Here is an 18,583-nt window from a genome sequence, read left to right on the forward strand (position 1 = left end):
CTATGCTGACATGACGTGAGCAGACGCGGAAAGATCGTTTGTACGCTTGGCCCGGCGACCAGCACGGATGACACCGTGCGGGCCCTGGTCGAGGCAGGCATGGACGTGGCCAGGCTGAATTTCAGCCATGGCGACTACACCGACCACGAGGCCGCCTACAAGCGCGTCCGCGCGGCATCGGATGCCACCGGCCACGCCGTCGGCGTCCTCGCGGATCTGCAGGGTCCCAAGATTCGGCTGGGTCGCTTTGCCGAGGGGCCGACGTATTGGGCCACCGGTGAAACCGTGCGGATCACCGTCGACGAGTGCGAAGGCAACCACGATCGGGTATCGACCACCTACAAGCGGCTGGCCGAGGATGCCCGGGTCGGGGACCGGGTGCTGGTCGACGACGGCAACGTCGGCCTGGTGGTCGAGCAGATCGACGGCAACGACGTGGTCTGCACGGTCACCGAGGGCGGTCCGGTCAGCAACAACAAGGGCATGTCACTGCCCGGCATGAACGTGACGGCACCGGCGCTGTCGGAGAAGGATGTCGAGGATCTGGAGTTCGCGCTCCGTCTCGGTGTGGACCTGGTCGCGTTGTCCTTCGTGCGGTCACCGGCCGACATCGAACTCGTGCACGAGGTGATGGACCGGGTGGGCCGTCGCGTGCCGGTGATCGCGAAGCTGGAGAAGCCCGAGGCAGTCGAGAATCTCGAGGCGATCGTGCTGGCCTTCGATGCGATCATGGTGGCCCGTGGCGATCTCGGGGTCGAGCTGCCGCTGGAGGAAGTGCCGCTGGTCCAAAAGCGTGCCATCCAAATGGCAAGGGAGAACGCCAAACCCGTCATCGTCGCCACCCAGATGCTGGAGTCGATGATCGACAGTTCGCGTCCCACCCGCGCGGAAGCCTCCGACGTCGCCAACGCCGTTCTCGACGGGGCGGATGCGGTGATGCTGTCGGGGGAGACCTCGGTCGGCAAGTATCCGCTGGAGGCCGTCAAGACGATGGCCCGCATCATCAAGGCGGTCGAGGACAACTCGGTGAGTGTGCCGCCGTTGACCCACACTCCCCGTACGAAGCGCGGCGTGATCTCCTACGCGGCCCGCGACATCGGTGAGCGTCTCGACGCCAAGGCACTGGTGGCGTTCACCCAGTCCGGGGACACGGTGCGCCGCCTGGCCCGGTTGCACACCCCGCTTCCGGTGCTGGCCTTCACCGCACTGCCCGAGGTGCGCAGCCAGCTGGCCCTGACCTGGGGCACCGAGACGTTCATCGTGCCCCAGATGAGGGGCACCGACGACATGATCCGGCAGGTCGACAAGTCGCTGCTGGACCTCGGCCGCTACAAGCGCGGTGAACTCGTGGTCATCGTCGCGGGCGCTCCGCCGGGCACAGTAGGCTCCACGAATCTGATCCACGTGCACCGCATCGGCGAGGATGACGTGTAGCGGTCCGGAGGGGTCTTTATCCGTCGACGGCCGACATCTCGAAAGGGCTCCTGTGACACCTTCGGATTTCGAGGAGCTGCTGGCTGTTCTCGACCTCAACCGCATCGACGACGATCTGTTCATCGGCTCGCATCCGAGCAAGAACCCGGTCCGCACCTTCGGTGGGCAGATGGTCGCCCAGGCGTTCGTCGCCGGTGGCCGCACGTTGGAGCACAAGCTCGCGCCGAGCGCGCTGAACGCCCATTTCATCGCCGGCGGTGACCCGGAGAAGGATCTGGAATTCCACATCGTGCGGCTGCGTGACGAGCGCCGGTTCGCCAACCGCCGGGTGGATGTGATGCAGGACGGCAACCTGCTGACCACCGTGATGATCTCCTACATGAACGCCGGCCGCGGGTTGGAACACAGCGTCCCGGCGCCCGAGGTTCCGCATCCGGACACGCTGCCCAAGATCGACGAGCTGCTGCGCGGCTACGAGAAGACCGTGCCGCTGTTCGTCGAGGCGCTGCGGCCGATCGAATGGCGCTACACCAACGATCCCGCCTGGATCATGCGGGACAAGGGCGGCAAGCTCGACCACAACCGGGTCTGGCTCAAGACCGAAGGCGTCATGCCCAGCGATCCGGTGCTGCACGGTGCGGCGCTGGTGTATTCGTCGGACACCACGATCCTCGACCCGATCATCACCACCCACGGGTTGTCGTGGGGACACGACCGGATCTTCGCGGTGACGATGAATCACTCGGTGTGGTTTCACCGGCCGATCAAATTCGACGAATGGGTGTTGTACTCGACGACCTCCCCCGTGGCCGCAGAGTCTCGCGGTCTGAGCACCGGGCATTTCTTCGACGTGTCGGGGCGCCTGTTGGCGACGGTGGTGCAGGAGGGAATCGTCAAGTATTTTCCGGGCCCCGCCACGTCATGAGCGGGCTCAGCGGGTCGGGGTCGGCGTGACGCCGAAGGTGTCCTCGACCCGCCGCTCGAACTCGTCTTCGCACATCTGCTGGGCCTGGGTGTCCTCACCGGCCTGCTGGAGGCACTCGATGTAGTCGCTACCTCCGACCTCGTCGAACCATCGTTGCCCGAAGTACACCCAGATACCGACGAACACCAGCGACAGCACGCAGGCGATGGCGCCGAGAACGATTCCGGAGACGGCCACCCCGCTGTTGGTGGCTTCTCCGCGCCGGCAGCGGCCGCGACCGAGGAATCCGAGGATCACCGCGGTGATACCGAACATCAGACCACCGATGACCGACCACACCAGCACCAGGGCGATCACCGCGACGATGAGTGCGGCAATCCCGAGCCCGTTGGCCGGCCTCCGAGGGCCCGGCGGCATCGGATAGGCGCCGTATGGGACCGGGGACGGATAACCCGCGGGGTAGGGCCCCGGGGGCGCTCCGTACGGGTACGCCGGCGTCGGGGCCGGCCCACTGGGCGGTGGCTCGTCAGACCCGGGCGGGGTGGCTCGCTCGTCGGTCATGCCTGCGAGGCTACCTGCCGGCGGCGGTGCGCGGTTGTGGACAGTGGACGACGGGGCAGTCGAGCGTGGCCGGTAGGTGGTGGGTGGCGACGACGACGGTCCGCTCGGGCGCGAACCATGCACCCGGCGTGAGGATTTCGATGAGAATCCGCCGGCCGTCAGCCGCATCCAGGTTCTCGGTGGGCTCGTCGAGCAGTATGACCGGGAAATCCGAGATCAAGACCCGGGCCAGCAGCAGCCGGCGTCGTTGCCCGGCCGATAGGGCGGCGTGGCCGCCCTCGAGCACGGTTGACAGGCCACCGGGCAGGCCGGCCAGCCAATCGGCGAGGCCCACCTTCTCGATCGCGGACAGCAACTCGGAGTCGGGTATGTCACCGCGGACGACGAGGAGATTGTCCCGGACCGTGGTTTCGAAGATGTGCGCGTCCTCGGCGAAAAACGCTGCCCGACCGGGCGTCTCGTTCAGCTTCTCGGCCATCGACATCAACAGCGTGGTCTTCCCCGAACCGCTGGGCCCGATCACGGCCAACCGTCTTCCGGCGGGGAGTTCGACCTCGGGCGCCACCGGCCGACGGCGTACCCGGTCGTCGGTCGCAGTCAGCTCCAGCAGGCGCCTGGCCGCGATGCGTGACTTGGTGAGCCCGACGGCGGCATCGGGAAGCGCGGTAGTCGCCTCGAATGCCGACAACGGCAACAACATCAGGACGGCCAGGGTGGTGGGCGCGGTGGTGGTGGCCAGCGTCATACCTGCCACGACGGCGCCCAGCACACTGGCACCGATGGCGATGCTGGGCATGGCCGCGGCCAGCGCTGCGGGGGCGGCCGCGTGGTCGACGGCCGTGCCCCAGTTCCTGTGGTGGCGTTCCCACGTGCCGATCACCTGGTCCAGCCGCCCACTCACCCGCAGTTCGGGCGCGTGCTCCAGGGCCAGCATCGCCGCGGCGTCGCGGTCACTTCGGTGTTGCACGGCAACGGTTTCGGCGGCTGTCGCCGCCCGTGCGGTGATCGCCGGGGCCACCACGCCCGCTACCAGCAGACACAGCGCCAGTACCGCGGCGGCGCTCGGCGAGATGATCGCGATGACGACGACGGCCGCGGTGCTGAGCACACCGGCGACCACGATCGGCAGTACGGAGCGCACCAGGACGTCGGCCAGTTCGTCGACGGAACTGCCGACCCGGGCCACCAGTTCGCCACTGGGCAGCCGCATCGCCTGGTCGTCGGGGCCGTCGGCCAGCCGGCGGTACAGTCCCGTGCGGGCGTTCACCGCTGCCCGCAGCGCGGTGTCGTGTGCGGCCAGGCGCTGACAGTAACCGAGCACGCCCCGCGAGATGCCCAGGGCCCGCACCGCGACCACGGCCACCGAAAGGTCGAGGATCGGCGGCATCTGCCAGGCCCGGGTGATCAACCATGCCGAGACGCCGGCCAACGCCAATGCGCTGCCCAGCGACAGCACTCCGAGCACACTGGCCACGATCAGTCGGCTCAAACGGGGCCGCAGCAGGTCCAATGTCAGGCGCAGCAACGGATCACGACGGAACACGTGCACCACCGATCGTGATCACCTGGTCGCCGATGTTCAGTACCGGGTCCCGGTGACCGACCACCACAACGGTGGCGCCGGCCCGGGCGCGGGCGACGACGGCCTGTAAGACCCGCTGCTCGAGGGCCGCGTCGAGATGTGCCGTGGGTTCGTCGAGCAGCAGCACCTGCGCCGGTGACCCGAGGGCACGAGCCAAGCCGAGGCGTTGTCGCTGCCCGAGGGACAGACCGACGCCGGCCCGGCCGATCCTGGTGTCGAGCCCTTCGGGAAGATCGGCGATGACGCTGTCGAAACCAGCGTCGCGGCAGGCTCCCTCGAGATCGGCGATGGGGCCGAGCAATTCCAGGTTTTCCCGGACGGTACCCGGGATCAGCACGGGCCGGTGCGGCAGCCAGGCGACGGTGCGCCACCACGCCGACAGGTCCAGGTCACCGACGGCCACCCCGTCGACCCGCACGGAGTCCGCCCCGCGCTCGGTCAAGCCGAGAATCATTTGTAGCGCAGTGGATTTACCCGCCCCGTTGGGTCCGGTCAACACCGTCACACGACCGGGTTCGATGGCCGGACCCTGAGCGCTCAATTCGAGCGTCGGTGCGGAAGGTGACAGCTGGACGCCGCCTTCGGCCGGGATGTGCGCATCGCACAGCCGGAACGCCTGTTCGGCGGCTGTCTTCCCGTCTTGTGCGGCGTGAAATGCCGCGCCCACGCGGCGCAGGGGCCAGAAGACCTCGGGAGCCAGCAGTAGGGCGGTCAGTCCCGCGGTCAGTGTGACCTCGCCGTAGACCAGTCGCACGCCGACGCTGACCGCCACCAGGGCGACTCCCAGGGTGGCCAGCAGTTCCAGCACGAGTGAGGACAGGAATGCGATGCGAAGGGTGGCCATCGCCGAACGTCGATGTGCAGCAGCCAGTTCGGTGATGCGCCGAACCGACCCAGCGGCCCGGTCGAGCGCGCGAAGCGTCGGGATACCGGCCACGAGGTCGAGTAACCGGCCCTGCATCGTGGCCATGGCGGTGAGCGCGGCCGCCGAACGGTCAGCTGTGACGAGCCCGATCAACACCATGAACAGCGGGATCAACGGTAGCGCGATGATCACGATCAGCGCCGCCTGCAGGTCGTAGCAGGCCATTACGAGCACGGCCACTGGGGTGAGCACCGCGGCCTGCACCACGGCGGGCAGATAACCGGTGAAGTAGGGGCGTAGGCCGTCCAGGCCGTGGGTGACGACGGCCGCCGCACTGTCCCGGCGGGATGCCAATTCCCTTGGGGCAGAGGAAGTCACCGATCGCAGCACCTCACCGGACAACTCGCCGATCACCGCCGTCGTGCCGCGTTGTGAGAGTCGCCCTTGGAGCCAGTGCGCGACAGCGCGCACGATCCAGAGCGCGGACAGCACCACCAGGGCGCCACCATGGTGGGTAGCTGAGCCCGGCTCGACGATGATCCCGGCGACGATGTGGGCCAGCACCACGGCCGCCGCGATGGTGCTGGCGCTGATGGTCACGCCGCAGGCCACGGCCGCCAGCAGGTAGCGCCGCAACGTGCCAGTGGACCCCGCGGCGCCGCGGATGCCCAGTGCTCGCCAGAGGTTCAGACCGACCGCCGTGACAATCCGATGGAGGCCGGAATCCGATCCGCCGAGATGCGCTTGCGGAACACCCAGTACGTCCAGCCTTGGTACACCAGGACCAACGGCAGCAGCGTCAACGATGCCCAGCTCATGATCTTGAGGGTGTACGGCGTCGACGAACCGTTGTAGATGGTCACGCCCCAATCCGGGTTCAGCGTCGACGGCAACAGATGCGGGTACATCGAACCGAACAACAGGACCACGACGGCAGCCACCACCACCACGGTGGCCACGAACGCCCAACCCTCGCGCGATCGCGACCACATGAGCGCCACCGCGATCAGCATCGCGACGACGGCGGTTCCCAGCGCCGCCCAGGTCCATGGTTTGCCGTGGGCGAGCTGCGTCCACAACCCGAAGCCGCCGGCCAGCAGGATCACCGGCAGAGTCAGGATCCTCGCGAACCGGAAGGCGTCGTCACGTACGGTTCCAGAGGTCTTCAGCGCGATGAAAACCGAACCGTAGAACGCGAACAACGACGCGGTGGCCAGGCCGCCGAGCAAGGTATAGGCGTTCAGCACGTCGCCGATCGAGGTATGAACGCGATGCTCGGCGTCAATCGGCAAGCCCTGCACCAGGATTGCGAAAGCAACGCCCCAGAGGATGGCCGGCAGCCACGATCCGACGGCGATGCCGAAGTCGGCCCAGTAACGCCACTTGGTGTCATCGACCTTGCCGCGCCACTCGATTCCCACGATCCGCAGGATCATCCCGAACAGAATCGCCAGCAGAGGCAGGTACAGCGCCGAGAACAAGGTGGCATACCAGTTGGGGAAGGCCGCGAACATGGCCGCGCCGGCGGTGATCAGCCACACCTCGTTGGCGTCCCACACCGGTCCGATCGTGTTCAGCACGGCGCGTCTACGGTTTTCCGGATCACCGTCGCCGGCACTGGCCAGCGGGGCCATCAGCATGCCAACGCCGAAGTCGAAGCCCTCCAGCACCACGAAGCCGAGGAACAGTACGGCGATGAGCAGGAACCAAAGTTCTTGCAGTCCCATCTGCGATCAGTCCTCTCAGTATGCGAAAGACAAGGGGGCTGAATCCTCCTCGCCGGGCGGTTTGGGCGGCGCCGGCTCGGAGTCGTGTTCCAGCGGACCTTCGACCACGTAGCGGCGCATCAACCAGAACCAGATGACCGCGAGCACGCCGTAGAGCAGGGTGAAAACCGCGAGCGAGAAGAACACCGTGCCGGCGGCGTGATCGGAAACGCCTTGTTGCACGGTCAACCGCACCATCTGGTCACCGGTGGGATTGGGAACCACCACCCAGGGCTGGCGTCCCATTTCCGTAAACACCCAGCCGGCCGAGTTCGCCAAAAATGGCGTCGGCAACGTGACCAGGGCGAAGATGCCGAACCATTTCTGGTCGGGGAGCCGGCGCCCCCGGGTGAGCCAGAGGGCTACCAGCGCGAACGCCAGCGGCACCAGCATGAGACCGATCATGGCCCGGAACGACCAATAGGTGACGAACAGGTTCGGCCGGTAGTCGCCTGGGCCGAAGCGCGATTCGAAATCCCGCTGGAGGTCGTTGACGCCCGCGAGGGTCACGCCACTGAACTTGCCCTCGGCGAGGAAGGGGAGGACGTAGGGAACCTCGATGACGTGGGTCACGCTTGCACAGTTGTTGTGTGTGCCGACGGTCAGGATCGAGAAATTGGGATCGGTCTGGGTATCACACAGCGATTCGGCCGAGGCCATCTTCATCGGCTGCTGGACAAACATCAGTTTGCCCTGGACATCGCCGGTGAAGAACAGCACCACCACGGCCGCCAATGCCACCAGGCTGCCCAGGATCGTTGCCGGCCGGTACATCCCGGCGGAGTCGTTGGCGGTCTCGGCCGCCGTCGCATCCTCGGACCCGGACCCGGACCCGGACCCGTTCCCGGACGCGGACTCGGCCCGGACCGCCTTGCGCCGGTCCCGCACCATCAGCCAGGCACTGACCGCAGCGACGAACGTGCCCGCGGTCAGCAGCGCTCCGCCGATGACATGCAGCACCGCCCAGATGGCGGTGTTGTTGGACAGTAGGGCGCCGAAATCGACCAGTTCGGCGCGTCCGGACTCGGGGTTGTAGCGGGCTCCGACCGGATGCTGCATGAACGAGTTGGCCGCGACGATGAAGTAGGCCGACGCGTTCACCGCGAGGGCCACCATCCAGATGCAGAACAGATGAACCGCACGGGGCAACCGCGTCCAGCCGAAGATCCACAAGCCGATGAACGTGGACTCGACGAAGAAGGCGACCAGGCCCTCGAACGCCAAAGGCGCCCCGAAGATGTCGCCGACGAATCGGGAGTATTCGCTCCAGTTCATCCCGAACTGGAATTCCTGCACGATGCCCGTCGCCACACCGATGGCGAAGTTGATCAGGAAGAGCTTGCCGAAGAACCGGGTCAGTCGATACCAGTGGTCGTTTCCGGTCACCATCCAGGCGGTCTGCATGACGGCGATCAGTGGCGACAGCCCGATCGTCAGCGGAACGAAGATGAAGTGGTAGACGGTGGTGATCCCGAACTGCCACCGTGACACGTCCAAAGCGTCCATCTGGCCCTACTTTCGAGGTCTCAGATCAATCTACGACGGAGTGTAGTAGAGATTTGGACACCGATCGCTCGCCCCGACGGTGTGTTACGTCACGGTGGGCGCCTGAGGTGAGACGGCCGCGTCGAGCTTCTTGGCGTCGCTGCGGATTCCGAAGGCCGAGATCACCTCCAGCACACCCACGACGACCAGGATGATGCCGGTGACCTGGGTGAGCGCGACCAGACCTTCCAGCGGGGCAACGAACATGATGATGCCCGCGATGACGCTGACCACACCAACGATGATCTCCCAGATGCGTCCCGGCAGGGAGCTGTCGCCGATGGCGGACATCGCCGTCGCGACACCGCGGAAGATGAAGCCGACGCCGATCCAGATCGCCAGCAGCTGTACCGAGTTCTCCAGGTTGACGAAGCACAGCACGGCCAGCACGAGCGCTGCAGCGCCACCGACGAACAGCAAAACCCGGCCGCCGACCGACGAGCGGAGGCTGAAGGCCAGGACGAGCTGCGAGATACCGGTGATCAGCAGGTAGGCGCCGAAAAATATGGCCGTGACGAAGATTGCCGCTCCCGGGCGGATGAAGACAAGAACACCCAGGATGATGGCGAGGATGCCGGTGACCAATGCCGTCTTCCACAGATGAGGCAACAGGCTTGGGGCAGCGGTGGTTTCCATGCCCGAAGTGTGGCACACTGTGCGGCCCTGAACACGGATTTCACGGTACGGCTGTGGCGCTGAAGCGTGGTCGTTAATGTTCCGTTACCGGCGCTGCACACCGGGCCGCGGGCCGTTAACGTCTCGGATTCGGAAGCGACGGACCGCAGCCGCAGACAGAGAAGAGAGGCAACCGTGACAGTTGGATGTCGACCCCGGCGGAGCAGGATTTGGCGTTCTGCGTTGGTGCTCGCGGCGAGCGGGGCACTCGCGATGTCGGGTTGTGCCACCAACACCGATTCCAGCGGACCGGCCACCGCGACCACCGCCGCGAAAGTGGAAAAGGTCGATTCGATTGCCGGCTCGGTGCCCGAGCCGATCAAGTCGAGCGGCAAGCTCATCGTCGGTACCGACCCGTCGTACCCGCCGAACGAATACAAGGACCCCAGCGGCAAGATCATCGGTTTCGACGTCGATCTGATGAACGCCATCGCCGCGACACTGGGACTCACTCCGGAGTACCGGGCCTCGTTGTTCGACAAGATCATCCCGTCCGTCCAGGGCGGCAACTACAACGTCGGGATGTCCTCGTTCACCGATTCCAAGGAACGCGAACAGCAGGTCGACTTCGTCACCTACTTCAAGGCCGGTTCGGCGTGGGCCCAGAAGGTCGGCGCCGGCATCAACCCGGATGACGCGTGCGGCAAGAAGATCGCGGTGCAGACCGCTACGGTGCAGGACACCGAGGAGATGCCGGCCCGCAACCAGAAGTGTGCCGAAGCGGGTAAGCCCGCGATCAACGTCGTCAAGTTCGATGATCAGACCGCGGCCACCAACGCGGTCATGTTGGGCCAGGCGGACGCCATGTCCGCCGACTCGCCGGTGACCACCTTTGCGATCAAGCAGAGCGAGGGCAAGCTCGAGGCGGCGGGGGAGATCTTCGACTCCGCACCCTATGGCTGGGCAGTGCAAAAGAATTCGCCGCTGGCACAATCCCTCAAGCAGGCTCTTGAGCATCTCATCGACAGTGGCGCCTACAAACAGATCGCCGCGAACTGGGGCGCAGAGAACGGGATGATCGACAAACCGGTCGTCAACGGCGCAGTCAGCTGAGTTGTCGATGACCGACGGATCGCCGCCACCTGCCATCGACGCTGTGCCGCTGCGACATCCGTGGCGGTGGGTGGCGGCAGTGGTCATCCTGATCCTGCTCGCCCTCTTCGTCTACGGTGCGGCCACCAACGAGGCCTACGGGTGGGACACCTACGTCAAGTACCTGTTCGATGAACGCATCTCGCAAGCTGCCTGGAACACACTGCAATTGACCATCTATTCGATGGTCCTGGCGCTTGTCCTCGGCGTGCTCCTCGCCGTGATGCGGCTGTCGCCCAATCCGGTGCTCAAGGCCGTGTCGTGGACGTATCTGTGGATCTTCCGTGGCACCCCGATCTATGTCCAATTGGTGCTCTGGGGCCTGGTCCCGGTGATCTACCAGAACATTCAACTCGGCGTGCCCTTCGGTCCGCGGTTGTTCGAGTTCAGCCTGTCCGATCCGAACGTGTTCTGGCTGGCGGTGCTCGGCCTGGGCCTCAACGAGGCGGCCTATATGGCCGAGATCATCCGGGGCGGCATCAATTCGGTGCCCGAGGGGCAGACGGAAGCCTCGGTCGCACTGGGCATGTCGTGGGGGAAAACCATGCGGCGCACGGTGCTTCCGCAGGCGATGCGGGTGATCATCCCACCGACGGGCAATGAGTTCATCAGCATGCTCAAGACCACGTCGCTCGTCACCGCGGTTCCCTACAGCTTCGAGTTGTACGGCCGCTCAAAGGATATCGGCGTGGCACTGTTTCAGCCGGTACCGTTGCTCCTGGTGGCGTCCACCTGGTACCTGGCGATCACCAGTGTCCTGATGGTCGGTCAGTACTACCTCGAGCGGTATTACGCCCGCGGAGCGTCGCGCAAGTTGACATCCAAACAGTTGGAAGCCCTGGCCAGGGCGCAGATGGGAGAGACGCCGTGAGCGCCGCCGAACCGATGGTGCGGGCCGAGCGCGTGTGCAAGAACTTCGGTGCCCTGCACGTCCTCAAAGGGGTCACCCTCGAGGTCGGCAGGGGCGAGGTGTTGTGCATGGTGGGCCCGTCGGGCTCGGGCAAGTCGACCTTCCTGCGCTGCATCAATCACCTTGAGCAGGTCAACGCCGGCCGGCTGTACGTGGACGGGGAGCTCGTCGGCTATCACGAACGCGGGGGCAAGCTCCACGAGATGGCGCCGCGCGAAGCGGCTCGACAACGCCGCGACATTGGCATGGTGTTCCAGCACTTCAATCTGTTCCCGCACCGCACGGCGCTCGAGAACATCATCGAGGCGCCCATCCAGGTCAAGAAGGTGAAGAAGGACGCTGCCCTGGCGCGGGCCAGAGATCTGCTGGACCAGGTGGGGTTGGCGGCCAAGGCCGACGCCTATCCCGCACAGCTGTCGGGTGGTCAACAGCAACGGGTCGCCATCGCCAGAGCGCTGGCGATGAACCCCAAGCTGATGCTGTTCGACGAGCCGACGTCGGCCTTGGATCCCGAGCTCGTCGGTGAGGTGCTGGCAGTCATCAAGAAGCTCGCCGGTGAGGGGATGACCATGGTGGTGGTGACCCACGAGATGGGTTTCGCCCGTGAAGTCGCCGACAAACTGGTGTTCATGGACGGCGGCGTGGTGGTGGAGTCCGGCTCGCCGCGCGAGGTGATGAGCAACCCCAAACATGAACGGACAAAAGAGTTTCTGTCGAAGGTGATGTAGCGTCGGGAACGTGACCCGTGTGCGCGCCGACGTCTTCGTCACGGCGGACGAACTTCGTGATCGTCTCGAGTCAGGCGGTCCCGTCACGCTGCTCGACGTCCGCTGGACCCTCGCCGAGCCGGACGGACGACCGGCGTATCTCAACGGTCATCTGCCCGGCGCGGTCTACGTCTCCCTCGACGACGACCTCACCGATTACCGCGTCACCGGCCGCGGCCGGCATCCGCTGCCATCCGGGGCCGACCTGCAGGCCGCGGCCCGCCGCTGGGGAGTGCGCACCGGCGTGCCCACCGTGGTCTACGACGACTGGAACCGTGCCGGCTCGGCCCGGGCCTGGTGGGTGCTCACCGCAGCCGGGATCGACGGTGTCCGCATCCTCGACGGCGGCCTGCCGGCGTGGACGGCGGCAGGCGGCACCCTGCAGGCGGGCGAGGTGACCCCTGAGACCGGTGACGTCGAGGTCCGCCATGACGACCTGTACGACGGGGCGCTGGGCACCCTGACGGCCCAACAGGTCGCCGCCGATGTCGACGTGCTGCTGGATGCGCGCGCACCGGAACGGTTCCGCGGCGATCTCGAACCCGTCGACCCGGTGGCCGGCCACATCCCCGGAGCGGTCAACCTGCCCAGTACCCAATTGCTGTCCGAGGACGGCACGCTTGTTCCCGAGGCCCGACTGCACGCCCTGTTGGCAGATCGGGGCGTGACGGGAAGCGCCGCTGTCGGCGCGTACTGCGGCTCAGGCGTCACCGCGGCACTGGCAGTGGCGGCCCTGGCTGCCACCGGAGTCGACGCGGCGCTGTATCCGGGATCGTGGTCTGAGTGGGCGTCGAATCCGCAGCGGCCCGTGGCGCGGGGACCGAGTTAGCCTGAGCAAATGCCGAGAAGCCCGGACCCGGTCACGCCGCTGTGGCGTGCCGCGCAGATCTTTCGGCTGTTGAGTTGCCTGTACGCCCTCGGATTCCAGATCGCGATCAACGACGATCTGGCGCGCCCGATCCTGGCCGGGGTGCTGTGCGCGGTCTTGATCCTGTGGAGCATCGCCTGCGCGGTGGCTTACCTGCAGGGCTTCGGCCGACGTGCATCGTGGGTGATCGCCGAGGTCGTCGTCGCGCTGGTGCTCATGCTGTCCACCGAATTGGTGGCGGCCGACCATTGGATCGCCGACAACCAGTCCTGGCCGACCACGTTGTGGGCCACCAATGCGACGATTTCGGCGGCGCTGCAGTTCGGCCCGGTCGGGGGGATGTCGGCCGGACTGGCTGTGATGGCGGCGGCGGCCGCGTTGAAGGGTTACATCAGCATCAATCTGGGCCGTAACGCGACCATCGTCATTGAATTGGCGGTGGGTCTGGCGGTCGGGATGGCGGCCCAGACCGCCCGCCGGGCACATGCCGAGTTACAGCGCGCGGCACGCTTGGCCGCCTCGTTGGAAGAACGCGAACGGTTGTCGCGGCGGGTACACGACGGAGCCATCCAGGTGCTCGCGCTCGTTGCCCGCAAGGGCCGCGAGATCGGCGGGGAGACAGCGCAATTGGCCGAGCTGGCCGCCGAGCAGGAACGTGCCCTGCGCCGGCTGGTCAGTGCGCCCGACCCAGACGCCGAATCCGGTTCGGCCACCGACATCGGGGCGCTCTTGCGGTCCCGCGCATCGGATCGGATTGCGGTCAGCCTGCCCGCAGAACCGGTGCTGCTCGCCCATGCCGTCGCCCAGGAGTTGTTCGCCGCCGCGGGCAACGCCCTGGACAACGCGGTCGCCCACGCCGGGCCGGACGCCCGGATCTTCGTGCTGCTGGAAGATCTTGGTGATTCCGTGACGGTGAGCATCCGCGACGACGGTGTCGGCATCGCCGATGGACGGTTGGACGAGGCGGTCCGCGAAGGACACGTCGGCATCGCGAAATCCATTGTCGGCCGGATGGAGTGGTTGGGTGGACAGGCGCAGCTCAGTACCGCCCCGGGCTGCGGTACGGAATGGGAACTGACGCTACCGCGGTCGGCCGCCGATCGTGCTGTCGTCGAGAAGGGACAGTGATGACCGAAGGTGCCCTGACCGTGATGGTGGTCGACGACCATCCGATCTGGCGCGACGCGGTGGCGCGCGATCTGGCCGACGACGGATTCGAGGTCGTCGCCACCGCCGAGGGCGCGGCCGCCGCGCGCCGGCGAGCCGAGGTGGTGCGGCCGGATGTCGTGGTGATGGACATGAGCCTGTCCGACGGCAGCGGTGCGACCGCCACCGCGGAGGTGCTCACCGTCTCACCGTCGTCACGGGTTCTGGTGTTGTCGGCCTCCGACGAGCGCGACGATGTCCTGGAGGCGGTCAAGGCCGGGGCCACCGGCTATCTGGTGAAGAGTGCGTCCAAGGCGGAGTTGACCGCGGCGGTACGTGCCACCGCCGAAGGGCGTGCCGTGTTCACCCCGGGGCTGGCCGGGCTGGTCCTCGGCGAGTACCGACGCATCGCCCAACGGCCGGACGACGGTCCGGCCACACCGAGCCTGACCGAACGTGAAACCGAGGTGCTGCGGTATGTGGCAAAAGGGTTGACGGCCAAGCAGATCGCCACCCGGCTTTCGCTGAGCCACCGCACGGTGGAGAACCATGTCCAGGCGACGTTCCGCAAGTTGCAGGTCGCCAATCGAGTCGAGCTGGCGCGCTACGCCATCGAACACGGACTCGACGAGTAGTCCTACTCATCACGGCGACGGATTCTGTTGCCAGGATGAGGGCATGAGCGAACCAAATCGCGTGGTGATCGCCCGCATGTCGTCGGATCTCGCCGCGATCTCGGCATACCTGAACCGGGTCGCCACCGATCTGGGGGAGTTGGGTCGGATGCTCGATCGGGCTCCGGCGCCCACCCCGCCGCCCGCTCCGCCGCCCAAACCGGTCCGCGCTGCGACGGTGCGATCGCAGACACCCGCGCCGCCTCCCGAGCGTTCCGAGGGCTGGATCGGCAAGGCGCTCGCGGCGGCCGGCGTGACCGTGACGCTCACGGGTGTGGTGTTGTTGCTGGTGTTGGCCGCTCAGGCGGGCATCCTGCGCCCTGAGTTCCGGGTGGCCGCAGGCGCGGTGCTGGCTGCCGTGCTGGTGGGAGCCGGATGGGCGCTGCACCGCCGACCGGATGGCCGAACCGGGGCAATCGCCTTGGCTGCCACGGGGATTGCTGCTGCCTACATGGACGTCATCGCGGTGACGTCGATCTACCATTGGGCGCCCGCGCCGATCGGGCTGGCCTTGGCCGCGGCGGTCGGTGGCGTGGGCCTGATGCTGGCGCGCCGGTGGAACGCCCAGAATCTCGGCATGTTGGTGCTGGTGCCGCTGATCGCGTTGGCTCCCGCCATCACGGACGGGGTGACGCTGTTGCTCATCGGATTCATGCTGGCCTTGTCGGCGGCCGCGCTGCCGGTCCAAGTGGGCCGGGATTGGCTGTGGTTGTACGCCGCGCGGACGGTCGCGGCCACCGGGCCACTGCTGATCGCCTTGGTGGCGACCACGATCGGCGGTCACCACGATCTGATGCTCGCGCTGGCGTGTGCGGTTGCGGCGGTGCTCGCGTTGGGCAGCGGGCTGCTGACGTTGCGCTGGACCACCAGACCGGCGGCCACGGCGGTGTGGACGGCCGGTGGAGTACTGCCACTGCTCTGTGTCTCGGCCGCTGTGGACCGGGTGATCGCGGCGCTGATGGTGGCCGCGTTGGCGGCGGCCCTGGTGGCCATTGTGGCGCTGGGCGACCGCGTGCCCGGCGTGAGTGCGACGGTTCGGCAGGTGTGGACGGTCCTGGCCGCGGTTGCCGCCCTGGTGGCGGTGCTGGTGGCCTTCGACGGCGAGGTGTCGGGCCCGGTGGTGCTGGCCATGGCAACGGTGATTGCGGTCGGCGGGCGCCATGGTGGTGTGACGCGGTGGATTGCTGTTGGAATGGCCGTTGTGGGCGGTGCCATCTTCCTGGATTCGGCCGGGCCCGAGATGCTGGTCGACGCCACCGAATTGCTAGGGGGAGTGATGGTTTCGGTGTTGGTGAGCAGCCTGCTGGCGATCGCGGCCGCGGCCGCGATCGGATGGGCATTTTCGAGTGGCGAGCTGATCGACCGTGAGGTCATCCGGCTGGTGTGGGCGGTGGCCGCGGTGGTGGCGGGGTACGCGGTGACGGTGTTCACCGTGACCGCCGGTGTGGCGATCGGCGGGGTTCAGGCCGGGTTCTTCGGTGGCCACATGGCGGCAACCATCTGTTGGATCGCGGCAGCGGCCGGACTACTCGGATACGCCGCACGTCAACCCAAAGCGCACCGATCGCTGTTGATCGGTGGCGGTATGACGCTGGTCGCGGCCGCGACGGCCAAGTTGTTCCTCTTCGACCTGGGCACGCTCGACGGGATGTTCCGGGTGGCGGTATTCATCGTGGTCGGATTGGCGCTGTTGGGCATGGGAGCGGGTTACGCCCGTCTGCTCAACCAGCAGGACCAGGGCATCGCACGCTCTGATGTGAGCGCGAACACGACCCCGTCTATTTTGGAATGATTCCAGAAAATATCGGGTTGTCCATGGCATGAGTACACGTCGAACCGAAACTGATATCCAGGGCTACCAGGCCGCTCCCGAGCTCAGCGCAGCCCTGCAGCAAGTGCTCGTCGACCTGATCGAATTGGGTCTCCAGGGTAAACAGGCCCACTGGAACGTCGTCGGCACCAACTTCCGCGATCTGCACCTGCAGCTCGATGAAGTCGTCGATTTCGCCCGGGAGGGTGCGGACACCATCGCCGAACGGATGCGCGCGCTGGACGCCGTTCCCGACGGACGCACAGACACCGTCGCAGCGACCACCACGCTTCCACAGTTCCCCGGCTACGAACGAAGCACCGATGAGGTCGTCGATCTCATCGCCACCCGGATCTATGCGACTGTCGGCACCCTGCGTCAGGTACACGATCCCGTCGATGCGCACGACCCCAGTACTGCCGACATCCTGCACCAGCTGATCGACGGACTGGAGAAGCTGGCGTGGCTGATCAAGTCGGAGAACCGCAAGGTCTAACCGGTCGCCGGTGGCACGGTCGAGGCGGTACGTGGCGGGCCAGTGGCCTCCAGCCGGTCGCGTACCGCCTCGTCGTCGCGACGCCCGACCAGGTACCAGGTGTGCATGAGCCCCTTGCCCTTGATCTCCACGTCGCCGCGTTCTTCGAGCACGAACGCGTGGTTGATGCGGTCATACACGTTCTGGGGCACCTGGATTCGGCCGGCGATATCGGTGGTCTCCATGCGTGAGGCGACGTTGACCGCGTCACCCCACACGTCGTAGAAGAACTTCCGGGCACCGACCACTCCGGCGACCACGGGCCCGGCGGCCAGACCGATCCGCAGCGGCACCGCCCTTCCCCGGGGATCCTTGAGATCAGCCACGGCGTCGGCCAGATCGAGCGCCAGACATGCCAGCGCCTCGATGTGGTCGGCGCGCGGTCTGGGCACCCCGGCCACCACCATGTAGGAATCACCGCTCGTTTTGACCTTCTCCAGACCGTGGCGGTCCACCAGCGCATCCAGATCGGTGTACAGCCGGTCCAGGAAGCGCACCAGATCGGTCGGCGAGATGTCGCTGGCCCGCTCGGTATAGCCGGCAATGTCGGCGAACAGGATCGAGGCGTCGTCGTACTTGTCGGCGATGATGGTGCGCGACGGGTCCTTGAGTCGCTGGGCGATCGTGGTCGGCAGGATGTTGGCCAGCAATTGCTCGGACCGTTGATATTCGGCTTCCATCGCATGCTCGGCCCGGGCCACCTCACGCATCGCCACCCACACCGTGGCAAACACCATCACGGCAGCGGACACGGCGGACAGGACGAAGCCGGCGGTCATGGCCCATGGCGGTCCGAGGCCGCGGTCGCGCGGCGTCAGCATCTCCAACGTGATCGTGGCCGCCACGGCCACGGCTGCCAGCGTCGCCGCCAACGCGATCCGCTCGATACCCAACACCAGCACCACCAGCGATGCGGCGACGACGAAGTAGAACTGCAGCCCCGAGCCGGTCCCGACCGCAAAACACATGACCGACACCGACGTGAAGGCCACCAGAAAGAAGGCGAGCGGCGCGATCAATTCGCCGAATCGGTACAGCAGTGGCACCAACAGGAACAACGCGGCGGTCGCGAGGTTGACGAAGCCGAACCGCCACATCGGCCCGCCGAGCACAAGTTGGAAGATTCCGAAACCCCCCGACACGGCCGCAGCGATCCAGGCCGCGATGTTCAACACCCGCAGTCGGCTCGACACGCTCTCGGCGTAGTGCCGAGTGCGGGCCGGTACGCGGTTGTTCAGCGCCATCTCGGGCATGCACACCGACCGGCGGACCTCGACCACCACGGATGAAAGCGTATCGCCGCAGGCAGCGCGGTTGGCCGAATTTGCGCGGACGCTGCCGAGCGGGTCCGCCAGCAAACACCCGACGACCCGTACGCCGCAACCCGTATGCCACAATAGGAACCTGTTCTAGTGAATGCGGCCGCCG

17 protein-coding genes are annotated in these 18,583 nt (G+C 66.6%); 10 read left to right on the forward strand and 7 right to left on the reverse strand.

Annotated features, from left to right (window positions below):
- The first annotated feature begins 15 nt into the window (after positions 1–15).
- Positions 16–1,434: a pyruvate kinase gene (pyk, locus tag A5733_RS17295; RefSeq protein WP_067770813.1), complete on the forward strand. Its 1,419-nt coding sequence runs from the start codon at positions 16–18 to the stop codon at positions 1,432–1,434.
- Between the two features lie 52 nt (positions 1,435–1,486).
- Positions 1,487–2,359 carry an acyl-CoA thioesterase II gene (locus A5733_RS17300; RefSeq protein WP_067770812.1) on the forward strand — a complete coding sequence of 291 codons (873 nt, stop codon included), beginning with the start codon at positions 1,487–1,489 and terminating at the stop codon, positions 2,357–2,359.
- A 6-nt stretch (positions 2,360–2,365) separates the two neighbouring features.
- Here the strand turns inward: A5733_RS17300 and A5733_RS17305 are convergent, their stop codons facing one another.
- From A5733_RS17305 to A5733_RS17330, 6 genes are all read right to left on the reverse strand, one after another.
- On the reverse strand, positions 2,366–2,920 hold the full coding sequence (locus tag A5733_RS17305; RefSeq protein ID WP_076240989.1) for a DUF4190 domain-containing protein: 555 nt from the start codon (positions 2,918–2,920) through the stop codon (positions 2,366–2,368).
- 10 nt (positions 2,921–2,930) lie between these two features.
- Positions 2,931–4,463: an ATP-binding cassette domain-containing protein gene (locus A5733_RS17310; protein ID WP_076241019.1), complete on the reverse strand. Its 1,533-nt coding sequence runs from the start codon at positions 4,461–4,463 to the stop codon at positions 2,931–2,933.
- The gene (gene cydD, locus A5733_RS17315; protein ID WP_076240990.1) at positions 4,450–6,003 is read right to left on the reverse strand and encodes a thiol reductant ABC exporter subunit CydD; all 1,554 of its coding nucleotides are present in this window, start codon (positions 6,001–6,003) and stop codon (positions 4,450–4,452) included. Before cydD ends, A5733_RS17310 begins: the two co-directional genes overlap by 14 nt.
- A 50-nt stretch (positions 6,004–6,053) precedes the next feature.
- Positions 6,054–7,094, reverse strand: a complete 1,041-nt coding sequence (gene cydB, locus A5733_RS17320) for a cytochrome d ubiquinol oxidase subunit II (protein ID WP_076240991.1) — start codon at positions 7,092–7,094, stop codon at positions 6,054–6,056.
- A 15-nt stretch (positions 7,095–7,109) separates the two neighbouring features.
- On the reverse strand, positions 7,110–8,639 hold the full coding sequence (locus A5733_RS17325) for a cytochrome ubiquinol oxidase subunit I (protein ID WP_076240992.1): 1,530 nt from the start codon (positions 8,637–8,639) through the stop codon (positions 7,110–7,112).
- An 84-nt stretch (positions 8,640–8,723) separates the two neighbouring features.
- Positions 8,724–9,314 (reverse strand): HdeD family acid-resistance protein, encoded by a 591-nt coding sequence (locus A5733_RS17330; protein ID WP_076240993.1) that lies wholly within the window; start codon positions 9,312–9,314, stop codon positions 8,724–8,726.
- 207 nt (positions 9,315–9,521) lie between these two features.
- Here A5733_RS17330 and A5733_RS17335 point away from each other — a divergent pair, with 207 nt between their 5' ends.
- From A5733_RS17335 to A5733_RS17370, 8 genes are read left to right on the forward strand one after another with little or no spacing between them, the layout of a single operon-like run.
- Positions 9,522–10,406, forward strand: coding sequence for an ABC transporter substrate-binding protein (locus A5733_RS17335; protein WP_083666266.1), 885 nt, complete (start codon positions 9,522–9,524; stop codon positions 10,404–10,406).
- Positions 10,407–10,413: 7 nt separating this feature from the next.
- Positions 10,414–11,316: an amino acid ABC transporter permease gene (locus tag A5733_RS17340; RefSeq protein WP_076241021.1), complete on the forward strand. Its 903-nt coding sequence runs from the start codon at positions 10,414–10,416 to the stop codon at positions 11,314–11,316.
- Between the two features lie 14 nt (positions 11,317–11,330).
- On the forward strand, positions 11,331–12,083 hold the full coding sequence (locus A5733_RS17345; protein WP_076241020.1) for an amino acid ABC transporter ATP-binding protein: 753 nt from the start codon (positions 11,331–11,333) through the stop codon (positions 12,081–12,083).
- Positions 12,084–12,093: 10 nt separating this feature from the next.
- The gene (locus A5733_RS17350) at positions 12,094–12,951 is read left to right on the forward strand and encodes a sulfurtransferase (RefSeq protein WP_076240995.1); all 858 of its coding nucleotides are present in this window, start codon (positions 12,094–12,096) and stop codon (positions 12,949–12,951) included.
- 9 nt (positions 12,952–12,960) lie between these two features.
- Entirely contained in the window at positions 12,961–14,118 is a 1,158-nt protein-coding gene (macS, locus tag A5733_RS17355; protein WP_076240996.1) for a MacS family sensor histidine kinase, read from the forward strand.
- Positions 14,118–14,771: a response regulator transcription factor gene (locus A5733_RS17360; RefSeq protein ID WP_076240997.1), complete on the forward strand. Its 654-nt coding sequence runs from the start codon at positions 14,118–14,120 to the stop codon at positions 14,769–14,771. The genes macS and A5733_RS17360 overlap by 1 nt, the downstream gene beginning before the upstream one ends.
- Before the next feature lie 43 nt (positions 14,772–14,814).
- Positions 14,815–16,602 carry a DUF2339 domain-containing protein gene (locus A5733_RS17365; protein WP_076240998.1) on the forward strand — a complete coding sequence of 596 codons (1,788 nt, stop codon included), beginning with the start codon at positions 14,815–14,817 and terminating at the stop codon, positions 16,600–16,602.
- A gap of 28 nt (positions 16,603–16,630) precedes the next feature.
- Complete coding sequence (locus A5733_RS17370) at positions 16,631–17,116, forward strand: Dps family protein (RefSeq protein WP_076240999.1); 486 nt, start codon at positions 16,631–16,633, stop codon at positions 17,114–17,116.
- Here A5733_RS17370 and A5733_RS17375 read toward each other — a convergent pair.
- Positions 17,113–18,408, reverse strand: coding sequence for an adenylate/guanylate cyclase domain-containing protein (locus tag A5733_RS17375; protein ID WP_076241022.1), 1,296 nt, complete (start codon positions 18,406–18,408; stop codon positions 17,113–17,115). The genes A5733_RS17370 and A5733_RS17375 overlap by 4 nt on opposite strands.
- Positions 18,409–18,583 lie beyond the last annotated feature (175 nt).

This window comes from Mycobacterium sp. NS-7484 (genome assembly GCF_001953975.1).
Taxonomy (GTDB): Bacteria; Actinomycetota; Actinomycetes; order Mycobacteriales; family Mycobacteriaceae; genus Mycobacterium.

Coding starts and splice junctions, on each gene's coding strand:
- A5733_RS17375 (WP_076241022.1), bottom strand. CDS start 18,408: ATGCCCGAGATGGCGCTGAACAACCGCGTACCGGCCCGCACTCGGCAC.
- macS (WP_076240996.1), top strand. CDS start 12,961: ATGCCGAGAAGCCCGGACCCGGTCACGCCGCTGTGGCGTGCCGCGCAG.
- A5733_RS17370 (WP_076240999.1), top strand. CDS start 16,631: ATGAGTACACGTCGAACCGAAACTGATATCCAGGGCTACCAGGCCGCT.
- cydB (WP_076240991.1), bottom strand. CDS start 7,094: ATGGGACTGCAAGAACTTTGGTTCCTGCTCATCGCCGTACTGTTCCTC.
- A5733_RS17325 (WP_076240992.1), bottom strand. CDS start 8,639: ATGGACGCTTTGGACGTGTCACGGTGGCAGTTCGGGATCACCACCGTC.
- A5733_RS17360 (WP_076240997.1), top strand. CDS start 14,118: ATGACCGAAGGTGCCCTGACCGTGATGGTGGTCGACGACCATCCGATC.
- A5733_RS17365 (WP_076240998.1), top strand. CDS start 14,815: ATGAGCGAACCAAATCGCGTGGTGATCGCCCGCATGTCGTCGGATCTC.
- A5733_RS17305 (WP_076240989.1), bottom strand. CDS start 2,920: ATGACCGACGAGCGAGCCACCCCGCCCGGGTCTGACGAGCCACCGCCC.
- A5733_RS17340 (WP_076241021.1), top strand. CDS start 10,414: ATGACCGACGGATCGCCGCCACCTGCCATCGACGCTGTGCCGCTGCGA.
- A5733_RS17330 (WP_076240993.1), bottom strand. CDS start 9,314: ATGGAAACCACCGCTGCCCCAAGCCTGTTGCCTCATCTGTGGAAGACG.
- A5733_RS17345 (WP_076241020.1), top strand. CDS start 11,331: ATGGTGCGGGCCGAGCGCGTGTGCAAGAACTTCGGTGCCCTGCACGTC.